Source organism: Lentibacillus halophilus (assembly GCF_039522485.1).
GTDB classification, from domain to species: Bacteria; Bacillota; Bacilli; order Bacillales; family Amphibacillaceae; genus Lentibacillus; species Lentibacillus halophilus.
Genome location: NZ_BAAADM010000054.1, coordinates 196,828 through 210,859 on the forward strand (window position 1 = coordinate 196,828; position 14,032 = coordinate 210,859).

Sequence of the window (14,032 nt, forward strand, 5' to 3'; positions counted from 1 at the left end):
TGTGCCAAAAAGGAGGATGGGATAAGTAATTTGTTTTGTTTTTTCCCATCCTCCTTTGCTTGTGTCTAGCTTTTCCGCTTAAAGCCGTGTTATGATTTCATCAAGATACGAATTCAAAGGAGTTATGGATGATGAACCGGCATGCAGCAAGAGAGAACGCATTTCAAATACTGTTTCAGCTGGATATGAATGATAAGCAACCTGAACAGGCAATGAAAGACTACTTGGAGACATTGGAGATCGATCCATTTATCCATACGCTCGTCGAAGGAGTGGCAGCGAACAAACAGGCCGTCGATGATATCATTGCCGCCAAATTGGAACATTGGTCTATTGAACGAATTGCTTCGGTGGAGCGAGCCGTATTACGTATTGCTGTTTACGAAATCCGTTGGCAGGAAGATGTTCCTGTTAATGTATCGATTAACGAAGCCGTGGAACTGGCCAACGTGTATGGCGATGACAAGTCCGGAAAGTTCGTCAATGGGGTTCTTTCCAAACTTACAGTATAAACGACTGAAGGAAAGGAGATGGGGTTTATGACCGCCATTGAAATGAATGGAAAAGATCTGTCGCAAAAAGTCAGGTCGGATATAGCTGAGGACGTGCAGCAACTGAAAGAAAAAGGTATCACGCCACATTTAACGGTAATTATTATTGGTGACGACCCGGCTTCCAAATCTTACGTGCGGGGTAAAGAAAAAGCTTGTTCAGAAACAGGTATGTCCTCTGATATCATTGAATTGCCATCCTCTACGACGGAAAAGGACCTTCTGACCCGGATAGATGGACTTAACAAGGATGAAACGGTACACGGTATTTTGGTACAACTTCCGCTTCCCGACCATATCAATGAGCAAAACGTGATTGAATCCATCAGCCCGACAAAAGATGTGGACGGTTTTCATCCCATTAATGTTGGCAAATTAATGACCGGACAAAGCACTTTTCTGCCATGTACACCATATGGCATTATAACGATGCTCAACGCCTATGATGTGACGATAGAGGGTAAGCATGCTGTGGTGCTCGGGCGAAGCAATATTGTCGGAAAACCTGTCGGCCAGTTACTCCTGAATGACAATGCCACGGTAACGTACTGCCATTCAAGAACGAAAAACGTGACGGCCTTTACGCAGGAAGCTGACATCCTTATTTTAGCAACGGGACGAGCCAATAGTATTCGCGGCGAACATGTCAAAAGCGGTGCAGTCGTCGTTGATGTCGGTATTAACCGAATGGAGGACGGTACCCTGTCAGGAGATGCCGATTTTCCGTCGGTGGCTGAGAAAGCATCACTGATTACACCTGTTCCCCGGGGCGTGGGACCGATGACTATTACGATGTTGCTAAAAAATACCATTACGGCTGCTGAAGGATTGGATGCAGTTGGTAAATAGTTACTTAACCGTCACTGCGCTTACGAAATATATCAAACGGAAATTCGAATCAGACGCTCATTTGAAAGATATTTGGCTTCAAGGCGAAATATCCAATTTTAAACATCATAGTCGAGGGCATATGTATTTGACGATTAAAGATGATAACGCACGCATACAAGCTGTCATGTTTGCCGGGAATAACCGTCGTCTCAAATTCACACCCGAAAATGGCATGAAAGTGTTGATTAAAGGAGAAATCGGTGTATTCGAACCATTTGGCCAGTATCAATTGTATATACAGCAAATGGAACCGGATGGCCTTGGATCTCTCTATATGGCGTATGAGCAGCTGAAGGAAAAGCTACATAAACTGGGTTATTTTGATGAGACATACAAACAACCAATCCCCGCCTATCCACGGCATATTGGAATTATGACATCTCCAACAGGTGCTGCCGTACGTGACATAATTACGACTCTAAAACGACGGTACCCCATTGCTCAAACAACCGTCGTCCCGGTGCTTGTCCAGGGTTCCAATGCAACGGAATCGATTGCTGATGCGATTAAACGAGCAAATGAAAAAGATGTGTTCGACCTCCTGATAGTTGGGAGAGGAGGTGGATCTATCGAAGAATTGTGGGCTTTCAATGAAGAAATAACAGCCCAAGCGATTTTTAATTCGTCCATTCCGGTCATATCTGCTGTTGGACATGAAACCGACACGACCATCAGTGATTATGTGGCTGATGTCCGAGCCCCCACCCCGACAGGTGCAGCCGAAATAGCTGTGCCTTCCCAACTTGAACTTATCGAAAAACTGGATAATTCGCGGCGGTATTTAACCAACATGATGAATCAATGGATATCCCATGCTGGACAACATTTAAACCGGGTAAAGCAATCTTACGCATTCCGTTATCCAGAGCAACTGATGAAACAGAAAGAACAGGAACTGGATAAACAGGTTGATCGACTGGAAAAAATGGCGGATATGAAATGGCGGTTAAAGCGGGATGCTTTTGTGCAGATGAATACAAGATTAGCGGCGTCCCATCCGAAACAACAATTGTCCTATGCAGAAAAAGAGTTGGGGCAGTATCAGAAACAGCTGAAAGATCGGATGAACAGCTATTTGGAAAAAAATACGGATAGACTTCAAACAGCTATTGAAAAATTATCCCTGCTAAGCCCATTGGAGACGATGAAACGTGGCTATGCTATTACGTATCATTCGGCCGGCGGGCTGGTCAAGTCTGTCGATCACGTATCGTTGAACGATCATATTGCCGTGAAACTCGCGGATGGGTCACTCGATTGTCATGTAATGGATAAAAAGGAGGAGACCGATGGAGCAGGAGAATAAACTCTCATTTGAAGAGGCCATGCTTGAGCTTGAAAAAATTGTGGAAAAGCTCGAGAAGGGTGATGTGCCGTTAGAAAAAGCAATCACTTATTATCAGGAAGGGATGAAACTTTCCAAGGTGTGCAGCGATAAATTGACCGATGTACAGAAAAAAATGACACAAATCATGAATGATCAAGGCGAACTGGAAACCTTTAATATACAAGGGGATGAATAAGGGTGCAACAGGAGCTGAACGATTTCATGGATGAACAAAAAATAGCTATTGAACAGGAATTGCATTACCGATTGACCAATCTGGATATCCCGGAACGACTGAAAGATTCGATGCTTTATTCGGTTGAAGCCGGTGGAAAGCGACTCCGGCCTGTCCTTTTGCTCGCAGCTCATCGAGCATACAGCCATGGATCGGACGCACCATTCGGGCCGGCCATTGCTCTGGAAATGGTTCACACGTATTCACTTATACATGATGATCTGCCCGCTATGGACAATGACGATGTGCGGCGCGGACAGTCGACAAATCATAAGAAGTATGATGAAGCGACAGCAATTTTAGCTGGAGATGCATTGCTGACATATAGTTTTGAAATGATTGCCGGTGACCCGGGACTGACGGATAACCAAAAAGCGTCTATAACAACGTCCTTTACACAAGCAAGCGGTCCAAAAGGAATGGTGGCCGGGCAAATACTTGATATGAAAGCTGAGGACAGGGAAATCACCCTGGATGAGTTAGAACACATTCACATACTGAAAACAGGAGCACTGCTTCGTTTTGCCGTCAGTACTGGAGCTTATCTTGGCGGTGCCGATTCTGGGCAAATAAGACACCTTGACACATTTGCCTACTATCTTGGCTTAATATTTCAAGTGCAGGATGACATTTTGGATGTGACTGGTGAAGCGGAGAAACTTGGAAAGCCGGTCGGGAGCGATGCAGTTAATGATAAGAATACGTATCCCAAAATTCTTGGTTTGGACGGTGCCATTCGGAAAAAATTCGACTACGTGAAACAGGCGAAAGAAGCCTTAAATCAAGCCGGGGCCAAATCTACTTATCTTTCTATGCTCACCGATTATTTCAGTACAAGAGATTATTAATCGATCGTAGCCATCTTTTATTTTTTATGGTATAATACAATTATAAATGGAGTGGTGCAGTATTCTAGTCGGTCCTCCGTTCCTGAAGGCGGGCCTAAAAATCCGCCAAAGGGCATATCGATGAAGTTCCTTGTGCTGGCTTGAGGCGCCCAGCCTTGGGTCAGTGCTGGGAGTTAAGGTTTTCGGGCGATCCACAAAGGCATGTGGGCGTTGACCCGATTACCGTGGAGGCCCATATCTGTAATGGAGTCTAAGCCTAGGCTCCGTTATGGAATGGGGTATGAACCTGTATAATAGGGTGTGGGAGCCTTATTTGCAGCGTAGCCTGCCTTGAGTGGTGGTGAGGGGATTAGAGCACACACCATGGCTTTATCCGGGCGGCCACCGGTTAGGTTATGTATTCTCTATGAAATCATCACTGCAAAAGAGGCTAAGGAACGGTCAAAGGCTGTCGAGGAAAACTCCTAGACTGCTCAAAGGACATTTGAAAGGGATTATAGTGCGGACTCAGTGGTAATCCAGTCCGACTTTCCGGTGACGGGGTCGAGATGGATTTAAAGGGGAACCGCCTCTATGGCAACATGGGGTATCCATCTGGGAAAACCTACTGGACCTAAGCCGCAGTTTTTACCTTTCAAATGACCATTCCTTCTCTACATATTTTTAAAAATCCGAGGTTAATATGAAACCGCAAACTAAAAAATCGCTTCATTTCAGTGTTACTATAGCCGTTATCACGTTCGTGTTAGCGGCTATTTTTTCAGTGGTGTCCGAATCCATTTTAAGCAATGTGATTTGGGTATTGGGACTGGTCATTGTTTTTATCATTGTATGCATTGGTGTTACGTTTGATATGCTTGGAATTGCTGCTACTGCCGCTAATGAAAAGCCTTTTCATGCCATGGCTGCTGAAAAGATTACCGGTGCCAAGGAGTCTGTTAAAATTATCCGCAACGCTGATAAATTTGCTAGTTTTTGTAATGACGTAATCGGTGACATATCAGGTGTTGTTAGTGGTACTGCATCAGCAACTGTCGTCCTGCAGCTTGCAGAAATTTTTGGAAAGGGTGAGGGATCCGAACTTCAAATTATTTTGTCAGTTGTGCTTACCAGCTTGGTTGCTGCTTTAACAGTGGGTGGAAAAGCAGTCGGGAAGTACGCTGCGATCAATAGCTCCACATCCCTTATTTTCTTTGCAGGAAAAATGGTTGCATTTTTGGAAGGACGTTTGAAAATAAGAGTTCTCCCGAATAATAATAATAAAACTGGAAGAAACAAATAATTTCCGTTATTTTACAGAAGAAAAGGAAATAAAAATGAGCAAAAAACGTTTAGATGTGTTGTTGGTAGAGCGGGGGTTCATTGATACAAGAGAAAAAGCAAAACGAATGATTATGGCTGGCCTCGTTTTCTCCAATCAAACCCGTTTGGACAAGCCGGGCATAAAAGTAAATGAATCCATGTCTTTGACAATAAAAGGAAAAAGCATCCCTTACGTGGGACGAGGTGGGTTAAAACTTGAAAAAGCCATCGACCAATTTTCATTATCGCTAAAAAACAGCATTTTTATGGATATTGGGTCATCGACTGGCGGGTTTACGGATTGCGCCCTTCAGAATGGTGCCCAGTTAAGCTATGCTATTGATGTTGGCTACAACCAATTGGATTGGAAATTACGCAATGATGACCGGGTTATCGTCATGGAACGGACCAATTTCAGGTATGTTACACTGGACATGCTTAATAATGGGAAACCGGATATGGTAGCCATTGATGTTTCATTTATTTCGTTGAGACTTATCCTCCCTGTATTGAAGCTGCTTTTGCCACCGGGAAGCGATATTATAGCACTCATTAAACCGCAATTTGAAGCCGGGCGGGAACAGGTAGCGAAAAAAGGCATTGTTCATGATAAAAACGTGCATTTGGACGTTCTTAAAAACATAACGGATTATGCCCGCCGGGAAGGTTACCAGTTGATCGATTTGACGTATTCACCGGTAACCGGCGGTGATGGAAATATCGAATTTTTAGTCCATTTTGGATGGGATAAAATGGAAGACATGACTAAAATAACGCCCGACTTAAATAATATGGTGGAGGATGCCCACTGTGATCTCAGGGAGAATCGACAGCCAGAGACGAAAAAGGAATAACCTCAGGGAATCCATTTTTAATGGAGGTTTTTATGAGCAAACTTCAGCGCCATATTAAAATACGTGAATTGATAACAGAAAAAGAAATTGAAACGCAGGATGAACTGGCCGATCAGCTCCGGTCCGCTGGTTATGATGTAACACAGGCAACCGTTTCACGCGACATAAAGGAACTTCATCTGGTTAAGGTTCCATCGCTCACTGGAAATTATAAGTACAGTCTGCCGGCGGATAATCGTTTCCATCCGCTTGATAAATTAAAACGCTTAATCCGGGATGTTTTTGTCAAAATGGAGTATACAAGTCATTTTATTGTATTAAAGACCTTGCCTGGCAATGCGCATGCCCTCGGTGCTCTTATCGACAATTTGGAATGGGATGAAATTATGGGAACGATCTGCGGAGATGACACGTGTTTGATTATTTGCAGAAAACCGGAAGATCCGGCCATTGTCCATGACCGTTTTTTAGATATGCTGTGAACAGTGAGGTGACGCATGTGCTGACAGAACTGTCGATACAGGATTTTGCCATTATTGACGAAATATCCATTACATTTGATGAAGGATTAACGGTCCTTACTGGTGAAACAGGAGCAGGAAAATCGATTATCATCGACGCCCTTAAACTGTTGGCCGGCGGAAGAGGGTCAGTGGAATATGTCCGGCATGGAACAAACAAGGCTCAAATGGAAGGGTTGTTTACGCTGGACGACAATCATGGAACATTGTACGATATCGCCGATCAGTATGGAATTGACATCCAGGATAATATGATGGTATTGAACCGAGTGATTACGTCAGGCGGTAAAAGTATCTGCAGAGTGAACGGTAAATTAGTCACCCTTGCGATTTTAAGGGAGTTTGGAAAGCGCCTGATTGATATACATAGCCAGCATGAAACTCAATCATTGATGGAACCGGATAATCATATCCGATTGCTTGATATGTACAGTGAAAACCAACTCACACCAACAAAGCATGAATATGCTCGCTTATATGAAAAATTGTCATCACTGCAAAGCCGGTATAAAGAACTGAGTGCCAATGAGCAAGAAATGTCACAGCGATTAGATTTATTGCAATTTCAACAGAATGAAATTAAGCAGGCGAATCTGGTTCCTGACGAGGATATACAACTTGAAGAGGAACGGAGCCAACTTGCGAATTTTGAACGTATCTATAATGGTCTGCTGGATGCTTATAATGCTCTTTACGGTGAAGAGAGAGGTACTGAATGGTTGAACACGGCAAGTCAGGCGCTTCAGAATAGCAAAGACTATGACACGTTTATTGCTGAAAAAGCTGAAGAATTATCCAATCATTATTTCTTGGTGGAGGAACTGATGTATGATATCCGTAATTATGCAGATTCCCTGCATTATGATCCGGAACGTCTGAATGAAGTTGAATCCAGGTTAAATGAAATCGATCGGTTGAAAAAAAAGTACGGTTCTTCGGTAAATGATATTTTGGAGTACCTTGCTCATATTGAAGAAGAAATTGAGCAGCTTACTGACAAGGATACACATTTGGCAAAATTGGAAGAACAAATAAGGGAAACATATCAGGATGCTTATCTGGAAGCCAAAGAGCTCCATGATTTGCGTCAAAAATTAGCACAGTCCTTAACCACTCAGATACATGAAGAATTGGCGGATCTTTATTTGGAAAAAACGTACTTTTCCATCGCCTTTGAGGTTAAACCCGATACAGAATCAGGAAATGACGTTAAATTGCATCAAAATGGATTTGATTACGTTCAGTTTCTTATCTCCGCCAATCCCGGAGAACCACTTAAACAACTGCATAAAGTCGCTTCCGGTGGTGAATTGTCACGGATGATGCTAGCTTTAAAAAAACTTTTCGCCAAACATCAAGGTGTCACTAGTGTTATTTTTGATGAAGTTGACACCGGTGTCAGTGGACGAGTTGCGCAGGCCATTGCCGAAAAAATTTATCAAATTTCACGGCAATCACAAGTGCTATGCATCACCCATTTGCCTCAAGTGGCAGCCATGGCCGACATTCACAAGCTGATTGAAAAGCATGAAAAAGACGACCGAACAGCCACTGTCGTCGACGAACTGAATGAATATGGAAAAATGGACGAGTTGAGCCGGATGATTACCGGAACGGAATTAACAGAAACAACGAAAGAACATGCTAAAGAAATGCTTGAATTGGCTTCCAAATATAAACGGAAAAATTGAATTGGTTTGCAAAAAACCGACACATGAAAAGCTGGTGTTTTTTTGAAAGGAAAAGATACACAGCTTTTCTTTTTTTTCACCAGTTTAAAACAGGTACGGTTCGGTCAAATTAGAAGTACAAAGAAAAAATAATGGTTTGGGGTTGGCCGAGGAGAGTGAATTGGGTGAAGCAGCAACACAGTAACATTCGAATATGGCTAGGCATTTTTCTTTTAACAGCTGTATTGGCACTGCCTTTTATAAAACCAGTTCAGCAGTACCTTTCCATTCCGGACAAGGTTGTCACATTTTCTGACACCGCATCACCTTTGGATATACCTGCACTCGGCACCAATGTAACGATTAATTCCTCTGGAGACAGCGTCCAAGCAACGGATTCATCTGTATTTTATCCGGATAAGCAAGGAAATAGTCAACTTATGTATGAAGCAGCTGGAATTCCGCTTAAAAAAGTGGATGTTTCTGTCCTTGAAGATATTCGGGTTGTGCCCGGCGGACAGTCCATTGGTGTACAACTTCATACATTAGGGGTGTTAGTCGTTGGACATCATCAAGTTAAAAGTGAGGATGGCGAGAAGTCTCCTGGCGAGGAAGCCGATATACAGGTGGGGGATGTCATTTTAAAAATAAATGGTGAAAAAATAAAAGATATGAACGATGTCAAGCCTTTGGTTAAAGAAGCCGGAAAGAACAACGAAGAGCTTGAACTGACCATTAAGCGGGATAATGAGAAAAAGGAAACGACTTTGGATCCCATCAAAAATGAAAAAACAGATAGGTTTCAAATTGGATTGTATATACGTGATTCAGCAGCTGGTATTGGCACGATGACATTTTATGATCCGGAGACGAAAAATTATGGAGCACTTGGCCATGTGATATCGGATATGGATACACAAAAGCCAATTGAAATCCATAATGGATCTATTGTCCGTTCTGATGTGACGTCGATTGAAAAGGGCAATAACGGAACACCAGGAGAGAAGCAGGCAAAGTTCTCTGTAAATGATAAAGAAATCGGAAATATTACGAAGAACAGCCCCTTTGGTATTTTCGGGAAACTGAATAAACCGATTAAGAAAAATGGCGAATACGACAAACCAATGCCAATTGCATTATCGAACCAGGTGGAAGAAGGACCCGCTAAGATACTGACCGTGCTCGATGGAGAAAAAGTGGAAGCGTTTGATGTGAAGGTTGTCAGCAGCGTTCCACAAAAGTTTCCCGCTAAAAAAGGAATGGTTATTCAAATCACCGATGAGCGCCTTCTGAATGAAACAGGAGGTATTGTGCAAGGCATGAGTGGCAGTCCGATCATTCAGGACGACAAAATCATTGGTGCGGTCACACACGTTTTTGTTAATGATCCGACGAGTGGTTACGGTGTTCATATTGAATGGATGTTGCAGGAAGCCGGAATTGAAGTCAAAAGCCCGTCGGAGAAGGATAAAGATAAAGCAAGTTAAACAAAGCTTGTTATAGGGAGCTGTATTCCTATAACAAGCTTTTTTAATGACATTGAACCCATTTCGACAAAAAATGTCAAAAATGATCGAATCAACATAAAAATTGAAGAAAAAATGATCTAATCTAAGCAAAAGTAAAAAAATATAAAGTTTTTCAAATAAAAAAAGGATATTTGGAACTTGTGTCGAATATAGTGCATAAGAAAAATCGAATTTTTAAGGAGGAAACAACGTGGATAAAGATAAAATTTCAGTTTGCTTAGTTGATGATAACAGAGAACTCATTCAATTAATGGAAGAATACTTTGAAGATCAGGCAGACATCGATGTCACAGGGATTGCCCATGATGGACGGGAGTGTCTGGAAATGCTTGAGGAAAAAGAGCCTGATGTTCTTATTTTGGATATTATAATGCCTCATATTGATGGCCTCGGTGTATTAAATACGATTCGTGGAAGTGAAAATAACAATGATCTGAATGTCATTATGCTGACGGCTTTTGGTCAGGAAGAAGTTATGAAAAAAGCGGTTGATCTTGGCGTGTCCTATTTTATTCTTAAGCCATTTGAATTGGATAATCTGGCCGAGCAAATACGGCAAGTTTCCGGAGAAGGGGTGAATTCAGTTCATCCGCCGGCGTCAAAGAAACCCGCAGGCAAAGAACGCAAAAAGAAGGATTTGGAAGCAAGCATTACGAATATTATTCATGAAATTGGCGTACCGGCACATATCAAAGGTTATATGTACTTACGAGAAGCCATTACGATGGTTTATAATGATATTGAGTTGCTTGGTTCCATTACGAAGGTTCTTTATCCGGACATAGCTAAAAAGTACAATACGACGTCTTCCCGTGTAGAGCGTGCCATTCGTCATGCCATTGAGGTAGCCTGGAGTCGTGGAAATATTGAATCCATCTCAGCTTTGTTCGGATATACTGTAAATATTTCAAAGGCAAAACCGACCAATTCTGAATTCATAGCCATGGTGGCCGACCATCTTCGGCTGGAACATAAAGCAAGTTAATAAAAAACTGTATGTGCTGTTTGCACATACAGTTTTTTTATCCGAAATATGTCTCGTATAATGATTGTATCGCTTGATGAAGTTTGTTGGCTTTTATGCCAAACATCATGGAAACTTCGGAAGACCCCTGATTAATCATTTCAATATTAACATTGGCACCTGACAATGCTGAAGCTGCCTTATTGGCAATCCCTATTGTATTATTCATACCTTCTCCGACAACCATAATCATGGCAAAGTTGTGATCAATGGAAATCATATCAGGATTCAGTTCATTTTTAATCCGTCTGATGACCGTTTCTTCTTTGTTGGGCGTCAGTTGTGTTTCGCGAAAAATGACGGACATGTCATCGATTCCAGATGGAGCATGTTCAAATGAAATATTTTCTTCTTCCAGTATTTGCAGCAATTTCCGTCCAAACCCAACCTCACGATTCATTAAATATCTACTGATGTATAAACTCGCAAAGCCTGTATCACTGGCGATTCCAACGACACATTTTTCTTGTGGCATCTTATCGGCGACAATCATGGTTCCGGGAGAATCTGGATTGCCAGTATTTTTAATGCACACGGGAATCTTCGCTTCGAATGCAGGAAGCAGTGCTTCATCATGGAAAACGGAGAACCCGGCGTAAGAAAGTTCGCGCATTTCCCTATATGTCAATGTGCTTATTTCTTTCGGGTTATCGACAATGGTCGGATTAACGGTATAAACCGAATTGACATCAGTGAAATTTTCGTATAAATCGGCATTCACACCTGCAGCCACGATGGATCCGGTAATGTCCGATCCTCCTCTGGGAAATGTCATTAACTGTCCTTCTTTTGTAAAACCGAAAAAACCAGGTATGACAATAATGTTCTCTTGTGTGCGCAAACGGCTTAGTGCGTCAAAGCTTTCCTGCAAAATGCGTGCTTGCCCCGGCTCATTGCTGACGATAATTCCAGCATCTTTTGGACTCATGTAAACCGCTTGATAACCTTCTGTCCTAAGGTAAGCACTAATCAGTTTAGCGGAACTATCCTCGCCGACGGATTTTAAAGCGTCCATTTTCATATGTTCTGGCTGATCGCTTGCAAGAATTTGCTCGATTGTCTGTTTAATGTCATCAACAATATCTGAAGAAATCGAGAGCTCTTCTGCAATGGAAGAAAATCGGTTCAGGATTTTTTCTTTAAGTTCTCCGGTCGGTTCATTGGCAAAGGTTGCATTGCCCATTGCGATAAGCAAATCCGTTACTTTAGAATCATCTTTAAAGCGTTTGCCAGGTGCGGAAACGACCATTATTTTTCTATCCGGATCACTGGTGATGATGGATGTGATTTTTTTAATTTGTTCGCCGCTTGCTGCGGAAGTTCCTCCAAATTTTGCCACTTTCATAAACATCGCTCCATAACTTAATAGGATAAAAACTGACGAACTATGTCATTTTTTCCCTGTTTTTTTATCTTTCCACTTTTTCCTATCCCGGTGAATGATAAATCCGCCAATAAATGCCAAACCGCCGAGAAACAGCAACAAACCGGAAACAAACTGGATTCCCTGATTCATAAAGACCGGGATGAATGTATTAAACAGCGTGTCACGCATAAGTTTAATACCAATTGCCGACATCAAGCCGGGAATGACGAGCAGAAGCACGGCGATAATACGGATCATGTCTTTTCTCCTTTAATGCGTACATGCTGACTTGCCAAGTATAGCAACAAGTATAGCAAATGGCTGAAAAAATGGAAACAGAATGCACCGTATTTCTTTATATAGTGCATCTTTTTGGTTGGAAATTTGCATGCAAGTTATTGTTTGTTTACAATTATATAATCGAGTATACTTGAAATGCACAAATTGTTACAAGTATGGATTGCGATATGGTCATTTTCACGATACCACTAACGATGAAATGGGACTTTATAATCAGCGTGAGTTAAATGGACCGAATGGCAATCGTTATGATAAACGTAACCGTACCATATTGTCTGCTTGCCATCATTTTGATAACTGCATTATATAATGTCATTGCATTTAGCTACTAATGCGCTTTTATTTTAGTAAAAGTGCATGTTTTTTACTTAAAAATCGATGGTCATAAAAGATGTAGATGCAAACACCATTCCGATGCCATTGACAATGGCTGTTAGGACAGAAACAATCTGAACACTATGAGGAGGTTACAGATGAATATTTTTACATATATGGAAGATGAGGATTATGAACAATTAGTTTTTTGTCAAGATAAAAACTCCGGTTTAAAAGCTGTCATTGCTATTCATGATACAACACTTGGTCCGGCGTTGGGTGGGACAAGGATGTGGAATTATGATTCAGAAGCTGATGCCATTGAAGATGCACTCCGACTTGCAAGGGGCATGACATACAAAAATGCTGCTGCAGGCTTGAATCTTGGTGGCGGTAAGGCAGTTATTTTCGGTGATCCTCAAAAGGATAAGAATCCGGAAATGTTCCGTGCTTTTGGTCGCTATATTCAAAGTCTCAATGGACGGTTTATAACGGCGGAAGATGTGGGCACGACTGTAGATGATATGGACTTGATTTATATGGAAACAGACTATGTAACCGGCACATCTCCGGAATTTGGCTCGTCCGGAAATCCGTCTCCTGTTACCGGTTATGGCCTTTATATAGGGATGAAAGCCACTGCAAACGAAGCGTTCGGAAGTGACGCACTTGAGGGAAAAACGGTGGCCGTGCAAGGGATGGGCAATGTAGCCTATGAACTGTGCAGGCATCTGCATCATGAGGGTGCTGATTTAATAGTGACCGATATCAACCGTGAAGCGGTTCAGCGTGCTGTCGATGATTTCGGTGCCGAAGCAGTGGCACCTAACGACATTTACAGCGTTGATTGTGATATTTATGCACCTTGTGCGCTGGGAGCTGTTATTAATGATGAAACGATTCCTCAATTGACGGCCAAAGCCATTGCGGGGTCCGCGAACAACCAACTGAAATCAGATGAACATGGAGAAATGATTCATGAAAAGGGTATCGTCTTTGCTCCCGATTATGTTATCAATTCAGGTGGTGTTATTAATGTGTCCGATGAACTGAACAATTATAATCATGAGCGTGCGATGAAAAAAGTGAACAAAATTTACGATAATCTATCCGAAGTATTTGCCATATCCGCCCGTGATAATATTCCGTCCAGTATTGCTGCAAACCGGATGGCTGAGGAGCGTATACAATCATTAAAGGCATCTCGTAATCAGTTTTTGCCCAATGGCCATCATACATTAAGCAGACGTTAAACGATCCGACCGTATAAGTATCCATTCCGATGATGATCGAGAGGAG

14 protein-coding genes are annotated in these 14,032 nt (G+C 42.1%); 12 read left to right on the top strand and 2 right to left on the bottom strand.

What is annotated here, in order from left to right:
- Nucleotides 1-131: 131 nt before the first annotated feature.
- The 11 genes from nusB (at nt 132) to spo0A (ending at nt 10,713) form a co-directional block, all read left to right on the top strand.
- A complete protein-coding gene (gene nusB, locus ABDZ72_RS10755; RefSeq protein WP_343752933.1) occupies nt 132-512 on the top strand; it encodes a transcription antitermination factor NusB in 381 nt (126 codons plus the stop codon).
- Between the two features lie 27 nt (nt 513-539).
- The gene (folD, locus tag ABDZ72_RS10760) at nt 540-1,400 is read left to right on the top strand and encodes a bifunctional methylenetetrahydrofolate dehydrogenase/methenyltetrahydrofolate cyclohydrolase FolD (RefSeq protein ID WP_343752934.1); all 861 of its coding nucleotides are present in this window, start codon (nt 540-542) and stop codon (nt 1,398-1,400) included.
- A complete protein-coding gene (gene xseA, locus ABDZ72_RS10765) occupies nt 1,390-2,748 on the top strand; it encodes an exodeoxyribonuclease VII large subunit (RefSeq protein ID WP_343753722.1) in 1,359 nt (452 codons plus the stop codon). Before folD ends, xseA begins: the two co-directional genes overlap by 11 nt.
- On the top strand, nt 2,732-2,965 hold the full coding sequence (locus ABDZ72_RS10770; RefSeq protein ID WP_343752935.1) for an exodeoxyribonuclease VII small subunit: 234 nt from the start codon (nt 2,732-2,734) through the stop codon (nt 2,963-2,965). The genes xseA and ABDZ72_RS10770 overlap by 17 nt, the downstream gene beginning before the upstream one ends.
- A 2-nt stretch (nt 2,966-2,967) precedes the next feature.
- Nucleotides 2,968-3,852, top strand: a complete 885-nt coding sequence (locus ABDZ72_RS10775) for a polyprenyl synthetase family protein (RefSeq protein ID WP_343752936.1) — start codon at nt 2,968-2,970, stop codon at nt 3,850-3,852.
- Nucleotides 3,853-4,534: 682 nt separating this feature from the next.
- On the top strand, nt 4,535-5,134 hold the full coding sequence (locus tag ABDZ72_RS10780; protein ID WP_343752938.1) for a hypothetical protein: 600 nt from the start codon (nt 4,535-4,537) through the stop codon (nt 5,132-5,134).
- Nucleotides 5,135-5,162: 28 nt separating this feature from the next.
- Complete coding sequence (locus ABDZ72_RS10785; RefSeq protein WP_425542383.1) at nt 5,163-6,008, top strand: TlyA family RNA methyltransferase; 846 nt, start codon at nt 5,163-5,165, stop codon at nt 6,006-6,008.
- Nucleotides 6,009-6,040: 32 nt separating this feature from the next.
- A complete protein-coding gene (gene ahrC, locus ABDZ72_RS10790) occupies nt 6,041-6,490 on the top strand; it encodes a transcriptional regulator AhrC/ArgR (protein WP_343752942.1) in 450 nt (149 codons plus the stop codon).
- A 17-nt stretch (nt 6,491-6,507) separates the two neighbouring features.
- Nucleotides 6,508-8,220: a DNA repair protein RecN gene (recN, locus tag ABDZ72_RS10795; protein ID WP_343752944.1), complete on the top strand. Its 1,713-nt coding sequence runs from the start codon at nt 6,508-6,510 to the stop codon at nt 8,218-8,220.
- Between the two features lie 131 nt (nt 8,221-8,351).
- Entirely contained in the window at nt 8,352-9,686 is a 1,335-nt protein-coding gene (spoIVB, locus tag ABDZ72_RS10800) for a SpoIVB peptidase (protein ID WP_343752946.1), read from the top strand.
- A 232-nt stretch (nt 9,687-9,918) separates the two neighbouring features.
- Nucleotides 9,919-10,713: a sporulation transcription factor Spo0A gene (spo0A, locus tag ABDZ72_RS10805; protein ID WP_343752948.1), complete on the top strand. Its 795-nt coding sequence runs from the start codon at nt 9,919-9,921 to the stop codon at nt 10,711-10,713.
- Between the two features lie 37 nt (nt 10,714-10,750).
- On the opposite strand, the gene ABDZ72_RS10810 is transcribed toward spo0A, so the two are convergent.
- Entirely contained in the window at nt 10,751-12,097 is a 1,347-nt protein-coding gene (locus ABDZ72_RS10810) for an aspartate kinase (protein WP_343752950.1), read from the bottom strand.
- Nucleotides 12,098-12,142: 45 nt separating this feature from the next.
- Nucleotides 12,143-12,376, bottom strand: a complete 234-nt coding sequence (locus ABDZ72_RS10815) for a DUF2627 family protein (protein WP_343752952.1) — start codon at nt 12,374-12,376, stop codon at nt 12,143-12,145.
- A 515-nt stretch (nt 12,377-12,891) separates the two neighbouring features.
- On the opposite strand from ABDZ72_RS10815, the gene ABDZ72_RS10820 reads away from it, so the two are divergent.
- Nucleotides 12,892-13,986 (top strand): Leu/Phe/Val dehydrogenase, encoded by a 1,095-nt coding sequence (locus ABDZ72_RS10820; protein WP_343752954.1) that lies wholly within the window; start codon nt 12,892-12,894, stop codon nt 13,984-13,986.
- Nucleotides 13,987-14,032: the final 46 nt, after the last annotated feature.

Excerpts from the sequence above, each read along its gene's own strand:
- nusB (WP_343752933.1), top strand. The coding sequence starts at position 132 with ATGAACCGGCATGCAGCAAGAGAGAACGCATTTCAAATACTGTTTCAG.
- folD (WP_343752934.1), top strand. The coding sequence starts at position 540 with ATGACCGCCATTGAAATGAATGGAAAAGATCTGTCGCAAAAAGTCAGG.
- ABDZ72_RS10770 (WP_343752935.1), top strand. The coding sequence starts at position 2,732 with ATGGAGCAGGAGAATAAACTCTCATTTGAAGAGGCCATGCTTGAGCTT.
- ABDZ72_RS10780 (WP_343752938.1), top strand. The coding sequence starts at position 4,535 with ATGAAACCGCAAACTAAAAAATCGCTTCATTTCAGTGTTACTATAGCC.
- ahrC (WP_343752942.1), top strand. The coding sequence starts at position 6,041 with ATGAGCAAACTTCAGCGCCATATTAAAATACGTGAATTGATAACAGAA.
- spoIVB (WP_343752946.1), top strand. The coding sequence starts at position 8,352 with ATGGTTTGGGGTTGGCCGAGGAGAGTGAATTGGGTGAAGCAGCAACAC.
- ABDZ72_RS10810 (WP_343752950.1), bottom strand. The coding sequence starts at position 12,097 with ATGAAAGTGGCAAAATTTGGAGGAACTTCCGCAGCAAGCGGCGAACAA.
- ABDZ72_RS10815 (WP_343752952.1), bottom strand. The coding sequence starts at position 12,376 with ATGATCCGTATTATCGCCGTGCTTCTGCTCGTCATTCCCGGCTTGATG.
- ABDZ72_RS10820 (WP_343752954.1), top strand. The coding sequence starts at position 12,892 with ATGAATATTTTTACATATATGGAAGATGAGGATTATGAACAATTAGTT.